A 14712-nucleotide genomic window follows, 5' to 3' on the forward strand; every position below is an offset into this window, starting at 1 on the left:
TTATAAGATTATAATATTTTTAGATTCAATAATTGAATAATTCAATCCGGAGGAAGCTTGTGTAATTTTGGAATTGATAACGTTAAATTTAAAATTTCCAATAGGTTTTCTATTTAATTGTTCATAGTAATCACTAAAAAAACTTAGCTCTATAGCTTTGTTAATTGACATTGAACATACTATGGTGTCTTTATATGTCTCAGGATTAACTTTATAGTTTAGAATTTCCGATTGAAATTGCACACTTAACATCTTAAAAATCTTTTTAGGAAAACCGATAAAAAGAAGATGGTTATTAGATATTGGAATTACATTTCCAATAATATTTCTTTTTATATGCGAATGAGAATCAATGAAACTATCACCTATTTTTATAAGGTCATTATTTGTATTCCTTAATATAATGTTGTCAACTTCATCTACATCATTTAAAATTTCAATAACTTTTATTCTGTTTAAGAGTGAAATTGTTAATAATGATTTATCACTTATAGCCATTAAAAAATCAAAATAATAATTAAGTCTTTTTAATAGTTTAATCTTTTTGCGCAAATTATAATTTAAATTACTCTCAGTTGGTGGATCTACAAGTAATAGTTTTAAATGATTTTGAGGGTCAGCAACTGTAATTGTCCCAATAAATAAATCTGCGCCATTTGGGTAATTTTTCTTAAACTCAACGTCTTCTTTCTTTTTTTTAATTTTCGCCTTATGATTAGAAACTCGATTATGCTTTACCAAAGAATTATCAGGAACTATAGAGCCTTTGGCTTCAATAACAATCATTTTATCTAAGCCTTGGACAACAGAACTGTCGAAATCAAAATCTTTATGATTGGATATGTTAATTCTTTTCCAGTCTGCTTCGGTAAGCCCATATACAGAACTCAAAACAGACAACGCACCAGCGCAACCTATTGATTCTGAAATATCATTTTGCTCATTATTATTATCATATTTAGATGTGATTTTTTCATTTGTACTATCATAATTATAATAAAGCTCCATTTTACCGTAAGCGCTAGGAACAATTCGTTTTATTGTGTTGTATGATTTAAAATCAGGAATATCAACGTTTTGTTGATGAAATTGGCTATAAGTTTTAAACTCCTCATAATCAATTGTTATATTTTGGTTCGTAATTGGTTCCAACTTCAAATAGGCAGAAGGATAATTATCTTTAATCTTCTGTCTCTCGTTTTCATCATAAAATTCTACTGTGATTTGAATTTTCATTTCAGGCACCTTCTTTGTAAATCTCTTCTTCCAACTCTTTGATAGCCATTTCAAAATCTTTCCGTTTTCCAAAAGCCCTAACCAATTCAACAGGTGACCCCATTTCATTTAATGGTTTTATTTTAAGTATCGAACCCTGTTCAATAGATACGATGCCCTCTTGTTCATACTTATCTAACAAGCTATTTAAGACCTTTTGTGCTGTTTCTCCATATTTTGTGAAGTAATTACGCTTACGAACGTTATTCGCTCGCTCTTGTCTTGTTAAAGTTGGTTGGTCAAATGCAATATGACAGATTAAATCAAAATCATCTAAATCTAAACCAACATCTTCACGCAATGCTTCTAACAAAACACCATGTTCTGCTAGCTCCTTAATAAGTTCTTCTTTCTTTTCCGCCTCGTTCCATCTTTGTAAAAAATCATCTAGTGAGGTAAATTCCTTCGCTATATTCTTTTTAGAATAGTCTTTTAAAGACTCCGTAATTAACTTTCCGTCCTTGCCATAATACTGAACTCGTTCATGTATAATTGATACGGGAATATCATTAACATAATACTTTTTAATTTTGTCCTCGCCTTCATCAATACCTATGTCCGGAGCTGTTGGCTTAAAATCATGGGGTGGAGTTGGTTCCCCACCATCGGTAGAAATTTGCTCTATTTCATCAGGTGGAGTAATTGGTTGACCCGGTTCTGGCTCGTAAATTTGTACTGGGTCACCATCAAAGTCAGGTCGAGCAAAATTGTTAGTTGCCTTTCTAAAATCCATAATGGTAAAATACACTTTACCCTCTGCTTCCCTAATTCGGGTACCACGACCAATAATTTGTTTAAACTCAGTAACCGATTGAATATTAGATTCCAAAACAATAAACTTCACCATCTTGGTATCAATACCTGTAGTCAACATTTTAGATGTGGTAGCTATTACCGGAAAACGTTCTTCAACATCTGTGAAATTGTCCAACTCCTGCTTTCCTACTTCATCATCGCCAGTTATTTTTACGCAGTAATTCCAGTTTTTAGCAACCAAATCTGCATTCTCATTAATAAGTGCCTGGCGCATTCTATTGGCATGGTCAATGTCTGTACAGAACACAATAGTTTTGGCAAATCTGTCTGTAACTTTTAGATACTCTGTTATTTTTTTTGCAACGATTTCAGTACGTTCATCAATCGCCAAGGTTCTATCATAATCTTTCAGGTTGTAAATGCGGTCTTTTACTTCATTTCCATATTTATCTATTAGACCTGCTGTAGGTCTCCAACCATCATCTACACTAGTCGTAATCCTAACCACTTTATAGGGAGCTAGAAAACCGTCATCAATACCTTGTTTTAAAGAATAGGTATACACCGGTTTACCAAAATAATCCATATTGGACACATCCTTAGTTTCTTTTGGCGTAGCTGTAAGTCCTATTTGTGTGGCAGAGTCAAAATACGTCAAAACATCTCTCCATGCCGAAGCTTCCGCAGCACTTCCTCGATGACACTCATCAATAACAACTAAGTCAAAAAAATCCTTACTAAACTCTTTATAGGCATTTTTATCGTCGTCAGTGCTAGTTAAACCTTGGTAAAGCGCAAAATAAATTTGATATGACTTATCTATTTTTCTATTTTTAATGATATGCATAATATCATTGCCAAAGGGAGAGAAATCACCATTCTTTGTCTGTGTTAGTAATGCATTTCTATCAGCAAGAAATAAAATACGTTTTTTAACCCCTGTTTTCCATAATCGATAGATAATATTGAATGCCGTATAGGTTTTTCCTGTACCAGTAGCCATTACCAAAATAATCTTATTTTGACCTTTAGCAACTGCTTCTAATGTACGGTTAACTGCATTTTGTTGGTAATATCTAGGAGACATACCACTATCATCAACAAAATAGTCCTTTTCAACAATGTCTTGAGCTTCTGGGGTTTCTAGATTATTATGCTTTAAATATTTTTTCCATAATGAATCAGGAGAAGGAAAGTCCTCTAATGATATTTCTTGCTCCAACGCACCTTTATCGGCCGTTTTATCATGAAATACAAACGAATCACCGTTAGATGTAAATACAAATGGAATTTGGAGAATTTCTGAATATTCCAAAGCCTGCTGCATTCCAGACCCAACTGGCTTACGGTTATCCTTGGCTTCTATAATTGCAATGGGAATATTTGATTTGTAGTAAAGTATATAATCAGCTCTTTTACTCTTCCCCCGTGTATATAGCTTTCCTTGAACTATGATACGCCCATCAGTAAAGGACACTTCCTCACGGACTTGCTTTTTGATATTCCAACCAGCCTTTTCAATCGCGGGATTTATAAATTTTGAACAAATGTCACGTTCTGATAAATCTTTTTTATTCATTAAAATTTGGACGAGAAGTCAAAATTAATTAGCAATTAAAATTAGTCGGGGGAACATATTTAAGAACAATTCTTGTTTAAGGAATTTTAAAAATAGTAGTTTTTTTTGATTGAAGGACATATCTATCGGATTAGTATGATTATAAACTATAACATAATTGCAATCTTTTGATAAACACTATTGAAAATTAGGGAATTTTTTAAAAATTAATCCCGTCCTAGTCGAAATTGAAGGACCCGTTACTTGAGACCTAAATAGTAAAGTAATATCCCCTGAAAAGCCAATGTATTAACCATTGTACCAAATAGGTAAAAGAGGACTATCAAATAAAATCATTAATTAACAAATCCCACATGTAACTATAAATATTATAACATTTTTAATACTCCATGCGTTAAGTATTGAGTGCGGTCCTAAAATCTGCACAATTTTGATTGCTGAGTCATATTATGAAAACTATATCCGAAATTTCAAAAGAGGAAATTATCAAAAGAATTAGCTACATGAATGACAACATTCTTTATCTAGATTTAGAGACAACTAATGACGGCAAAATAAAAGATGTTGGAGCCATTTTCAATGAACAAGAACTACATGAAAATCAACTAACAAAACTTGAAAATTGGATAGATCAGTGTAACTATATCTGTGGTCACAATATTGTGGCCCATGATATCCCTCTTTTAAAAAATATACTGGGAAAGGATATTTTTTGCAATAAAAGTATTGTAGATACTTTATTATGGTCTCCCCTTCTATTCAGTGAAAACCCTTATCACAAACTTGTAAAAGGATATAAAATTGTAAATGATCGGGATATAAATAACCCATTATCTGATTGCAAACTAACCAAACAATTATTGCTTGATGAGCTTAATCGATTTAATGATCTAGACCCTGGTATTAGAAAAATTTACTCAAGCCTATTATCAAACTCCATTGACTATTCTGGATTTTTAGAATTAGCCAAATTTCCTAATCCAATAATCAATATTGGGGACGAAATAAACAGAATTTTCAAAAATAAATTTTGCATTAATGCCAACTTAAAGTCCATTTGTGAAAAATACCCTATAGAACTTGCATATGCCCTAGCTTTAATGCACACTGAAGACGACAAATCAATACTACCGCCATACGTCAATAAGACATTCCCCAAAACTCAAACAATAATAGACCATATTAGGTTTAAGTCTTGTGAGCAAACAACTTGCACTTATTGTACATCAAATTTAAATCCTCAAAAAGCATTACAAAAATATTTCGGCTTTGAAGATTTTAGAAAATTTGATGAAGAAAAAGAAATAAGCCTACAAGAAAAAACAGTTCGGGCAGGATTAAGCAATAAATCTATTATTGCAGTTTTCCCCACTGGTGGAGGTAAATCCCTTACTTTTCAACTACCAGCTTTAATGAAAGGATCTTTAACACGACAACTTACTGTCGTTATTTCACCTTTAGTATCCTTAATGAAGGACCAGGTAGAGAACCTTGAAAAGCGATTCGACATTACAAAAGCAGTTGCCATAAATGGTTTACTTTCTCCACTAGAGCGAGAAAATGCCATAGATCGAATTGAAAAAGGAGACATACAACTAGTATACCTATCACCAGAATCGTTACGATCTTCAACTATTCTAAGAATATTAAAACGACGTTCCATTGGCAGGTTTGTGATAGATGAAGCACATTGTTTTTCTTCTTGGGGGCAAGATTTTAGAGTGGACTATTTATATATCGCTGAATTTATTAAAAAACTTGAAGAAGATAAGCCCTCTATTAAAATACCGGTTTCATGTTTTACAGCTACAGCAAACCCACAAGTTATAGCCGATATTAAGGCTTACTTTAAAGACAAACTAAATTTGGATTTAGTTGAGTTTATTACAAGGGCAAGCCGAACAAATTTACATTACGAAGTTTTACCAGTATCGGATGCCGACGACAAAATGAAAACCTTGGTTGCTTTACTTCATCGCTGCCAAAAACCTGCCATCATATATGCGTCTAGAACAAAAAGAGTGGAAGAAATTCATACTGTATTAGAAAAAGCCAGTTTCAATTCCACATTTTTTCATGGCAAATTAGATAAGGAAGTCAAGAAAGAATACATGGAATCCTTCATGAATAATGAAAAAGATATTATTGTCGCAACGTCTGCTTTTGGGATGGGAGTTGACAAGGATGACGTTAAATCCGTAGTACATTATAACATATCCGATTCCTTGGAAAATTATGTTCAGGAAGCTGGACGAGCGGGAAGGGATGAAAAAATTAAAGCTAAATGCTATATCCTATTTAATGAACAAGACCTTAATAAACATTTTAGTCTGCTTCAACAAACAAAAATAAATCAAAAGGAAATTCAGCAAATTTGGCAGGCGATTAAGTATATGTCCAAATTCCGAAAGAATAAAAAAATAAGCAATTCAGCTTTGGAAATAGCTCAAAAAGCCGGTTGGGACACCGAAATTCATGAACTGGAAACTAGGGTAAAAACTTCCATTGCAGCTTTGGAAGACCAAGGTTTTCTAAAAAGGACCCAAAATTCATCTCGCATATTTGCAAATAGTTTGATGGTTCCCAACTTTGATGAGGCTGTTAAAATCATTAATAATAACTCAGAGCTTTCAGAATCCGAAATCAATAATTGTTCTCGAGTTCTAAAAATTATTGTTTCCGACAAAGAGAGTAGAATTGATTATTTAGCGGATAGGACGGCTTTAAAACTTAATGAAATAAGGGAAATCATAGATTTGCTAAGAAGTTTACAAATTCTAGGTGACGCCAAAGATTTAACCGCCTTTATAACTCTTAATCCATCCAAAAATAGTTCAAAAAATATCCTTGCCAAATACCATAAAATTGAATTAGCCATGCAAGATGTGCTATGTAAGGATATTAAGATTTCAATGCGACAATTGAATCAAAGAATAATCGATTCTGGTCTTGATTTATCTTCAATTGAAGCCATTAGAAATATTCTTAATTACTGGGAAATTAGAAAATTAATCCAAAAAAATAGAGTTGATAGAGCCAATGACCTGTACAAAATTAAAATTATAAATTCTTCCAAAATAAAAGAGGATATAATATGGCGACATGAATTATCTCTGGATATATGTGAACTTCTTGAGAAATTTCAAAGTGATGAAAAAGCCATTCTCGATACCAAAAAAGATCTTCCTGTAAGTTTTTCAATGTTACAATTAAGAAATTCCAATCATCTTTTTAGGACAATCAAAGAAGAGGATTTAAGTAAATACGAGAAATCTCTGTTATTCCTAAATCAAATAAAATCCATAAAACTAGAAGGTGGTTTTATGGTTACTTACAACAGGCTAAATATTGAAGAAATAAATCGTTCTGTACCTAGATTTACACAAGATAACTTTAAAAAAATTGGTGACCATTACGACCATAAAATACAACAAATACACATTGTGGGGGAATATGCCAAAAAAAGACTTCAAAACTATGAGTCAGCCTTAATTTATGTAAACGATTATTTTAGTCAGCCATATGAGGAGTTTATATCAAAATATTTCCCAAGACGTAAATCTGAAATAACTAGACCCATTACCCATGAAAGATTTAAAGAAATTACCGGAAATTTAGATATTGATCAAAGAAATATTGTTGATGATCACAGATCTGAAAAAACCCTAGTTCTTGCAGGCCCAGGAAGTGGAAAAACTAAGGTGTTGGTCCATAAAATAGCAAGCTTGTTGTTATTGGAAGACATAAAACCTGAGCAATTTTTAATGCTTACATTTTCAAAGGCTGCCTCTTTAGAATTTCGATCAAGAGTTAAACAGCTTGTGCCGGAATTTGCTCAACTAATTAATATTACTACATTTCATGGTTTCTGTTTTCAATTATTGGGACAAATGGGAGACCTGCACAAATCAACCAAAATTATACAAGACTGCATTACCGCAATAAAGGAAAATGAGGTAGACATTTCTTCCGTAATAAATAAAAGTGTACTTGTATTAGATGAATTTCAGGATGTTAATAGTTTAGAATGGGAACTTGTTCAAATAATTATTAAAAAGGCCAAAAACATACGTGTGGTTGCAGTTGGCGATGATGATCAAAATATTTATCGTTTTAGAGGCGCATCTAACCAAAATATGCTCGAATTTCAGCGGACATATAATGCTGTGGAATATCAGCTACTAAAAAACTATAGAAGCACATCTAACATTGTTGAATTTAGCAATGAATTACTTAGCCGTATTCCAAATAGACTGAAAGAAAATCAAATTTTGGAACCTGCCAATAAGCATAATGGTCAAAGAATAAACATAATTAAGTATTCTTCTTCTCATTTGGAAAAGGCACTTGCCGAAAAGTTAATTGAAGATAACAATTCTGGCACAAGGGCAGTTTTAGTCCGAACCAATGAACAAGCGTTACTTATAAGAACGTATTTATCAGAATTAGGTCAAAAAACAAAACTAATTACTGGTTTGGAAGGTTTTAGTCTTGATCATTTACACGAATTAAGAATCTTTTCTTCTTATTTAACACAAAATAAAAATGATGCGGGGATTATTTACAATACTACATGGGAAGAAGCTAAAGTGAATTTTTCACATTCCTTTGAAAATAAATTGCACTTTGATGTTTGCTGGGCTATCATCTTAAAATTTGAGGCAAATTATGACTCCATAAAACAGCTAGTTGATTGGTACGATTATCTGCGCGAGATAAAAATGGAAGATGCTATATATGGAGATTCAGATGCCATAATTATATCAACAATGCATAAATCTAAAGGGAAAGAATTTGATCATGTTTATCTTCTATTAGAAAACTATAATTTTATTGATGCCGAATCCAAACGCTTAGTATATGTAGGATGTTCGCGAGCAAAGCATAGTTTACAAATTCATTGCAACTCCGCTTTTTTTGATAGTTTTCAAACAGATAAAATTCAAAAAATAAGTTATGAAGGTAAAACAACGCAACCCAACCACATAGAATTAGTATTAGGACATAAGGATATAAATTTAGGATCCCAGAAGTATTCAGGAACGGCAATTAACATAAAGAAATTACAATCTGGTGACCAATTAAAAAAAATTAGTGTAAAATTCAAGGATAATGAAGCCTTAGGGTTATCCAATTTAAATGAAGATAATGTCCTTTTATTCTCGAAACATTTTATTAACACCAAGTACCGTAAGCTTGTTAAAGAAGGTTATGAACTATCTTCAGGTACTGTCGAATATTTGGTGTATTGGTACGACAATGAAGAAGAAAAAGAGTATAAGGTTGTGCTACCAAAATTGAAATTTATCAAATCAATTGACTGATGGATTCCGAATTATGAATCCATTGCATACCTAAAACCAACCTCCTTAGATTGTTTTGTTATTATCGGAAAGTCAACATAAAAACTTTGACATTGTAATGGGAAATATCAAGTAACGACTTGTTCCAGGCCGTTAGAGTAATTTGCTCCTAACAATATAAGATCCATGGTTTCCTCTTTCCTTTGTGAAGCTACAGAACTAGCTAATTAAAATGACTCCCTCATAAAATTCATTCTCCCATACTAAGACTTAGAGGACTTTCTAATGTCCATTCAACAACCTGATAAGCGAAACAGTCGGTTCGATTAAAATATATCAGAAACAACTTAAAAGCACCTAAATACTGACCTCCAAGACTTTTTATTTCCCTTCCGGTTGGGCAGGCTTTTTCTCATCGACAAATTCATCGTTCAGTTGTTCTTTTTCCTCAAGGTCAACCGCATGGTACATTGAGGCAAAAGCAGCGCAAATCCATATAATGGAGAATACAATACCAACAATAAAACATAAGAGTCCACCAATTACTATAGGAATTACGAGCAACCCCATTCCAAAAATCTGCCAACCGTGCCCCTTGGTCATTTCCCAGCTTTTTTCAACAGCAGCAATGGGTTCCATATTTTTATCCATAACCAGGTAGGAAACGAATGCCAACCTACATGCCAGAATAATACCGGGTACAATTAGAAAAACAAACCCTAAACCTACTATGGCAAAGGTGAGCAAATTAGCAAGGATGATATTGATGTAATTCTTTCTAAAGCCATCGAACATCTCACTGATTTCAACTTTTTGATTACGAATGGCACGTAGATACATTAAATCGCCACCGTATTTCACAACGGAAAAAACAAACACCCAATAGGCGGCGGCCAAAATCTGTAAAACTATCGTTCCAGGGGAAATATCGGTATCGGAATCCCGAACAATGGAAGCAGGAGATTCAGCAATACCCACAATGATCATCACTAAAAATAAATACAAAAAGTGTTTCCACATTTGCTGCCATCCATAACCATAACTACCAGTAATAGTAGCTTCGGGTCTTCTTTCTTCTTTTATTATTTCCATGAGCTTAAAATTTATATTCACACAAATTTAAGTGAGTCCTATTAAAATACATTCCAACTTAAGTAGTGAATTTAAAATCACTACTAAGGTAGGGGTAGGTATTACCTACATTTTTATACTTTTAACCTATAACAAACAAAAACTTGCTCAGTTTAATCTTCATTGTCGTATTTATATTTTGTGCCGCCATAGCATCGGCATGTATATTAGTGGGCCACCAATTCATCACCACCTACAACACCGAATTTCATCGCAACTACTTTTATTTTTTGGTCACCTTTTTTTCATTTGCTTTTTATGGCATTTGGGCACCGATAATTATGAGGGTTATACTGACTTCAATTGAGGTTGATGGCAAAACCGTGGAAACGGTAACCAATTTTTTACCTGTACTTGGCGTGCCCTTTTTACTTATTTCTTGGTTCATGTTGGTTAAAATGGGGTTTTCGCTGAATGACGTGAAGTCAGAGAACAGAGCGTTTCGTATTTATCTAATTTTTTTGACAATTGTAATCGTCATATCAGGAATTTATTTTTTAACCGATAACTTTCTAGCTTTTATAACAGAAGATCTCATTTATACTGAAATGGGAATATTCATTAGTTTGGAACTTGGTTATATGCTCATATTTGCTGGAATTGTCTGGCACTATTCAAAAAGACAGAAACGAGCTGATAAAAAAATAGTGCCCCGCTTCATGATTTTGATGCTTTTGGCCCTTGTATTAAGACTGGCGGTATTGCCCTTTGCCTTTTCCAGCCCATGGATTGTTGCCCCATTGATATTGGTGTATTTTATTTCAAACTTGGTACCCTTGTTTTATCTTAAAATCCATTCCCATTTGGTATTTGCACCATTGCATTCCGAAAACCCGAATCAAGAGAAAAGGGAATTAATATATAGCAAATATGAAATCTCGAAGCGTGAAAAAGAGATTGTTGAGCAAATCTGTCTTGGCAAGACCAACCAACAAATAGCGGACGAATTGTTCATTAGCCTACAGACCGTAAAAGACCATACACATCGGATTTATACCAAAATCGGCATAAAAAGTCGTATGAAATTGGTACAAATGGTGAATGAGTAGCACTGGGATTCATCAACGTTATTATCCTGAAATGGTTAAAGAAGATAATACGATAAAAGGATGCGCTTATAAAATTCGGGAAATCACAATTGATCTTCGACATGCAAAACAGTTTAGATCCTTTTCATCGACAAGTCAAAAATGGAAACATTATTGAACAAATTGTTGTCTTTATAATTATTCCTGTATTTCTGTTTTACATCAATTTCGCACTACTCATTCTTGTTATAATTACTTCCTATTCTATTGTTATCTGGGCATTTGGAATATGTTCTAACTCTGAAAATTTCAAAAAAGAAAAAACTGAAAGCGCAGTTTACCGCACAACAAAACTTTTAAGTCTTGATCGGTAATCCTTAAAGTTGAAGTTTTATCTATGTGAAACAATGTTTTCCACCAATTTTCATCTCTTTATTTTACTACTGTCCACCTTTTGTCCACCGCGGTTTTTTTATCCATGGAAACAGAGGTTTAGGTTTGTAGTTTCATTAAGTTGACAAAGCATGTAAGAGGTTAAAATTAACAGGGGCGCTATAACACTATTCCTCTTCGATCAAATTAATGATAAGTGTTTTTGTATGGGCTCCCTGAACCAAATGAATCTTGTATAGTTTTTTTATAAGCCTATCATCCTGATAGGTACTTAGGTATTTGTTACGACTTATTTTCCATCCGGAATTGACTTCAAAAACTTTTTTTCTTATTGTCAGAGGTAATACCACATCTTTGAAATTTTCCATGGAGGATACTATTTGGCCGTTCCTTGCGTAAAAAGCAATCAAGCTTCCATTTGTGGCCTTGAATACGGTTTCGAACGTTTCTTTCTCCCTTTTATCATATTCGAGCAAAGCTGTAACATCCAAAAGCGCGGCCCTGTTCTGTAACTGCTGTACTACTTCTGGGGTATCCTGGTCTTGCACATTAGCCAGGTAATCTGAGTTAGGTGCTGATACAGTTACTGCGGCCAGTTCTACTGCCGTAATTTCTTCGTTATTTTCCTGTGAAAAGCCAAGGCCAGTAAGGCCTAAAAGCATAATACTTAATACTACTTTTTCCATGACATTTATATTTAAAGGTTTATAAATAATTGATGTCACAAACATATAGGGAAAGAGATAGCACAACTAAGCAGCTATGTTTCGTAATATTATAAGATTTTTAGAAGTCCATTAAAAAAAAATTATAGGTGTTTCAGCTATGTTGTGAATAGTATGGATATGTCATAAAAAAATATTCAGTGTTTCATTGAAATCATAAATCTACCTTAGAAAACCCAACTTTTTTATACAATTCCCAATATCTTTGGTCTTCCCTTAGGAATTCTAGTACCGGCTCTTCTTTTAGCCAGACCATTTCAACTTCATGATGATCATATGAATTTTGCAGCCATAGCAGGGCCTTATCATAATCCTTAATATGTGCATAATAAAGAGCAAGAAACCATGCAGGGCTACCAGAGACCTTTTCTTCATATTTTTTATGTAGTAGCTTCAAGGTTTCTTTGACGCCTGCAGTGTTTCCATCCATCTCCTGGTAAACTACCTCAAGCCATAGTACTATAGGTGGGCGTCCCTGAAATTTATCCAATATTAATTGAAGGTGTATTTTTGCTTTTTCATGTTCCCCAAGATTGTAGTAAAGACGTGCTGTCTGTATCAAATAGTAGAAATTGTCTATGAAATAGGAATTATAAGTTTCCAATATGGCAGAACTTTCCTCCATATTACCTAGAAAAAAAAGCGCTTCAGCCTTTGCGACATATAGGAAGCGGTCTGAGGGATCCAAGTCAATGCTGTTTTCAATTGCTATTAGTGCTTCATCCGGTCTTCCAGTATTTATGGCATAATAAAAACCAAAATTTTTTCTGTCCCCAAACAATTTTCCCTGGTAATAGGCTTCTGACAGATCAAAGTTCCAATCATAATAGTAGGAACCTGCGAATAATTGCTCATGTACTTGAATGTTCATACTATCAATTGCGAGCGCTTTTTGTAATAAGGGTTTCCCCTTACGCCAGGCTTCCTGTTCGTTAAATACCCCCCAAAAAAGACCTCCATATATAAAAGTGTTCGCCAAACCAACATAGGCCTCCAAAAATTTAGGATCCAAGGCAATGGCATTTTCATATAAGCGAATCGCATTTTCGTAGGTATAGGCATCATGTTTACTTTTTAGATATTCTGCCTGTAGGTATAAATTGTAGGCCTCTTTGTTTTTGGTAGGGAATTTTTGTATGACCGCAATTTCTTGGTCTGTTATCTCTACTTGCATATTTCGTGCGACATTTTCTGCCACCTCGGCCTGCATCACAAAGATTTCGTCACTATTCCAGATACTGTTGTATTCGTTTTCCCAAAATTGATTTTCAGAGGTTGCGTCTATCATCTGTAATTTAATACTGACATCTTCACCTGATAATTGAAAACTACCCTGGAGAACATTTTTCACCCCTAATTCTTGAGCGATTTGTGAAATTGATTTATCAGTATTCTTATACGATAACATTGAGGTGAACGAAACTACTTTTCTTATAGATTCAATTTTAGCCAATCTTATTATTATAGCGTCCGTCATACCATCACTGATATATTCCAGTTCAGGATCTCCACTCCAATTTTTAAGAGGGAGCACTGCAATGGTCTTCTCTTGCGACATGGAATCTGTCGCTAAGGGTTCATCTAAAGTTGAATTCCCTTTGGAAGATGTTCTGTTGATTGTTAAAAAGGATAGTGTAAATAAGATTAAGAGTGCAACAGATACTATCAAAAAAACAGTTTTTCTCTTTTTAAATTTTGAAAAAAAAGGTACACTTCTTCTTTTCTCAGGGGTTAAACCCTTATCCAAATGTTTCCTGAATTTTACTTCCCCAGGAGGATATCCATAAGTTTCTTTAAAACAGGTGTTAAAATAGGCTGGGCTGCTAAAACCCACCTGATAGGCAATCTCTGAAACCGTTAATCTGTCTTGTTTAAGCATTTTCATCGCCTCTTCAAGCCTTATTTCACGAATAAACTGGCTTACAGATTTTCCCAAAGCCTTTTTTAATTTTTTATGTAGTTGGGAACGACTTATCCCATAAATTTCGGCAAGCTTTTCTACACTGAATTGCTCATTGGTAAGGTTATTCAGAATAATTTGATTCAGCTTTAATATAAAAAGTTCTTCACGATTAGCTGATTTAGTCATTATAAGAGTATTTATACAATAAATTTAAAGGGAACCATACTTATAAAGGTAACAATATTAATTAGAGCCTATAATCTCAGGTAAATCGTGCTTTCATAAATCTTTATTTGCTATTTTATTTACTTCCTTGGTGAGCAACGTGAATAAAAATCTACTCTCAGGTAATACCATTAGAACTATTTATTGGGACCAAACTCAATTTATGTTATCTGTGTTCGGACATATAAGTTAAGGCGAGTGTCCTAGGTTATAATTTCCATAACACCAAATATAATTTTCAATAAAAATTAGTGAAATCCCTTATAACGAAAAAGTTAAAAAACGGACACAACCCCAAATCTTACCATAACTTACCTGCGCCTGGATCCTGATTCGATTTTATAGCATTCGGGAAGATACGTGTTTAGTAAAATCGAATTAGGGCGCACTTGCT

The 14712-nt window shown here is 33.6% G+C and carries 7 protein-coding genes; 2 read left to right on the forward strand and 5 right to left on the reverse strand.

Annotated features, from left to right (window positions below; translation table 11 throughout):
* Together LV92_RS13100 and hsdR are read right to left on the reverse strand one after the other, a co-directional pair.
* Positions 1–1344, reverse strand: a complete 1344-nt coding sequence (locus tag LV92_RS13100; protein WP_146613545.1) for a hypothetical protein — start codon at positions 1342–1344, stop codon at positions 1–3.
* Entirely contained in the window at positions 1238–3610 is a 2373-nt protein-coding gene (hsdR, locus tag LV92_RS13105) for an EcoAI/FtnUII family type I restriction enzme subunit R (RefSeq protein ID WP_111624078.1), read from the reverse strand. The genes LV92_RS13100 and hsdR overlap by 107 nt, the downstream gene beginning before the upstream one ends.
* Before the next feature lie 449 nt (positions 3611–4059).
* Between hsdR and LV92_RS13110 the strand changes: the two genes are divergently transcribed.
* Positions 4060–8934: a RecQ family ATP-dependent DNA helicase gene (locus LV92_RS13110; protein WP_245946378.1), complete on the forward strand. Its 4875-nt coding sequence runs from the start codon at positions 4060–4062 to the stop codon at positions 8932–8934.
* Positions 8935–9294: 360 nt separating this feature from the next.
* On the opposite strand, the gene LV92_RS13115 is transcribed toward LV92_RS13110, so the two are convergent.
* On the reverse strand, positions 9295–10005 hold the full coding sequence (locus tag LV92_RS13115) for a DUF975 family protein (RefSeq protein ID WP_111624079.1): 711 nt from the start codon (positions 10003–10005) through the stop codon (positions 9295–9297).
* 320 nt (positions 10006–10325) lie between these two features.
* On the opposite strand from LV92_RS13115, the gene LV92_RS13120 reads away from it, so the two are divergent.
* Positions 10326–11093: a helix-turn-helix transcriptional regulator gene (locus LV92_RS13120; protein ID WP_146613546.1), complete on the forward strand. Its 768-nt coding sequence runs from the start codon at positions 10326–10328 to the stop codon at positions 11091–11093.
* A 539-nt stretch (positions 11094–11632) separates the two neighbouring features.
* Here LV92_RS13120 and LV92_RS13130 read toward each other — a convergent pair.
* Together LV92_RS13130 and LV92_RS13135 are read right to left on the reverse strand one after the other, a co-directional pair.
* Positions 11633–12151: a hypothetical protein gene (locus LV92_RS13130; protein WP_146613547.1), complete on the reverse strand. Its 519-nt coding sequence runs from the start codon at positions 12149–12151 to the stop codon at positions 11633–11635.
* A gap of 193 nt (positions 12152–12344) precedes the next feature.
* A complete protein-coding gene (locus LV92_RS13135; protein ID WP_111624083.1) occupies positions 12345–14279 on the reverse strand; it encodes a helix-turn-helix domain-containing protein in 1935 nt (644 codons plus the stop codon).
* Positions 14280–14712 lie beyond the last annotated feature (433 nt).

It is taken from the genome of Arenibacter echinorum, assembly GCF_003259375.1.
In the GTDB taxonomy this organism is placed as follows: Bacteria; Bacteroidota; Bacteroidia; order Flavobacteriales; family Flavobacteriaceae; genus Arenibacter; species Arenibacter echinorum.

Excerpts from the sequence above, each read along its gene's own strand:
- LV92_RS13120 (WP_146613546.1), top strand. The coding sequence starts at position 10,326 with ATGAGGGTTATACTGACTTCAATTGAGGTTGATGGCAAAACCGTGGAA.
- LV92_RS13100 (WP_146613545.1), bottom strand. The coding sequence starts at position 1,344 with ATGAAATGGGGTCACCTGTTGAATTGGTTAGGGCTTTTGGAAAACGGA.
- LV92_RS13130 (WP_146613547.1), bottom strand. The coding sequence starts at position 12,151 with ATGGAAAAAGTAGTATTAAGTATTATGCTTTTAGGCCTTACTGGCCTT.
- hsdR (WP_111624078.1), bottom strand. The coding sequence starts at position 3,610 with ATGAATAAAAAAGATTTATCAGAACGTGACATTTGTTCAAAATTTATA.
- LV92_RS13110 (WP_245946378.1), top strand. The coding sequence starts at position 4,060 with ATGAAAACTATATCCGAAATTTCAAAAGAGGAAATTATCAAAAGAATT.
- LV92_RS13135 (WP_111624083.1), bottom strand. The coding sequence starts at position 14,279 with ATGACTAAATCAGCTAATCGTGAAGAACTTTTTATATTAAAGCTGAAT.
- LV92_RS13115 (WP_111624079.1), bottom strand. The coding sequence starts at position 10,005 with ATGGAAATAATAAAAGAAGAAAGAAGACCCGAAGCTACTATTACTGGT.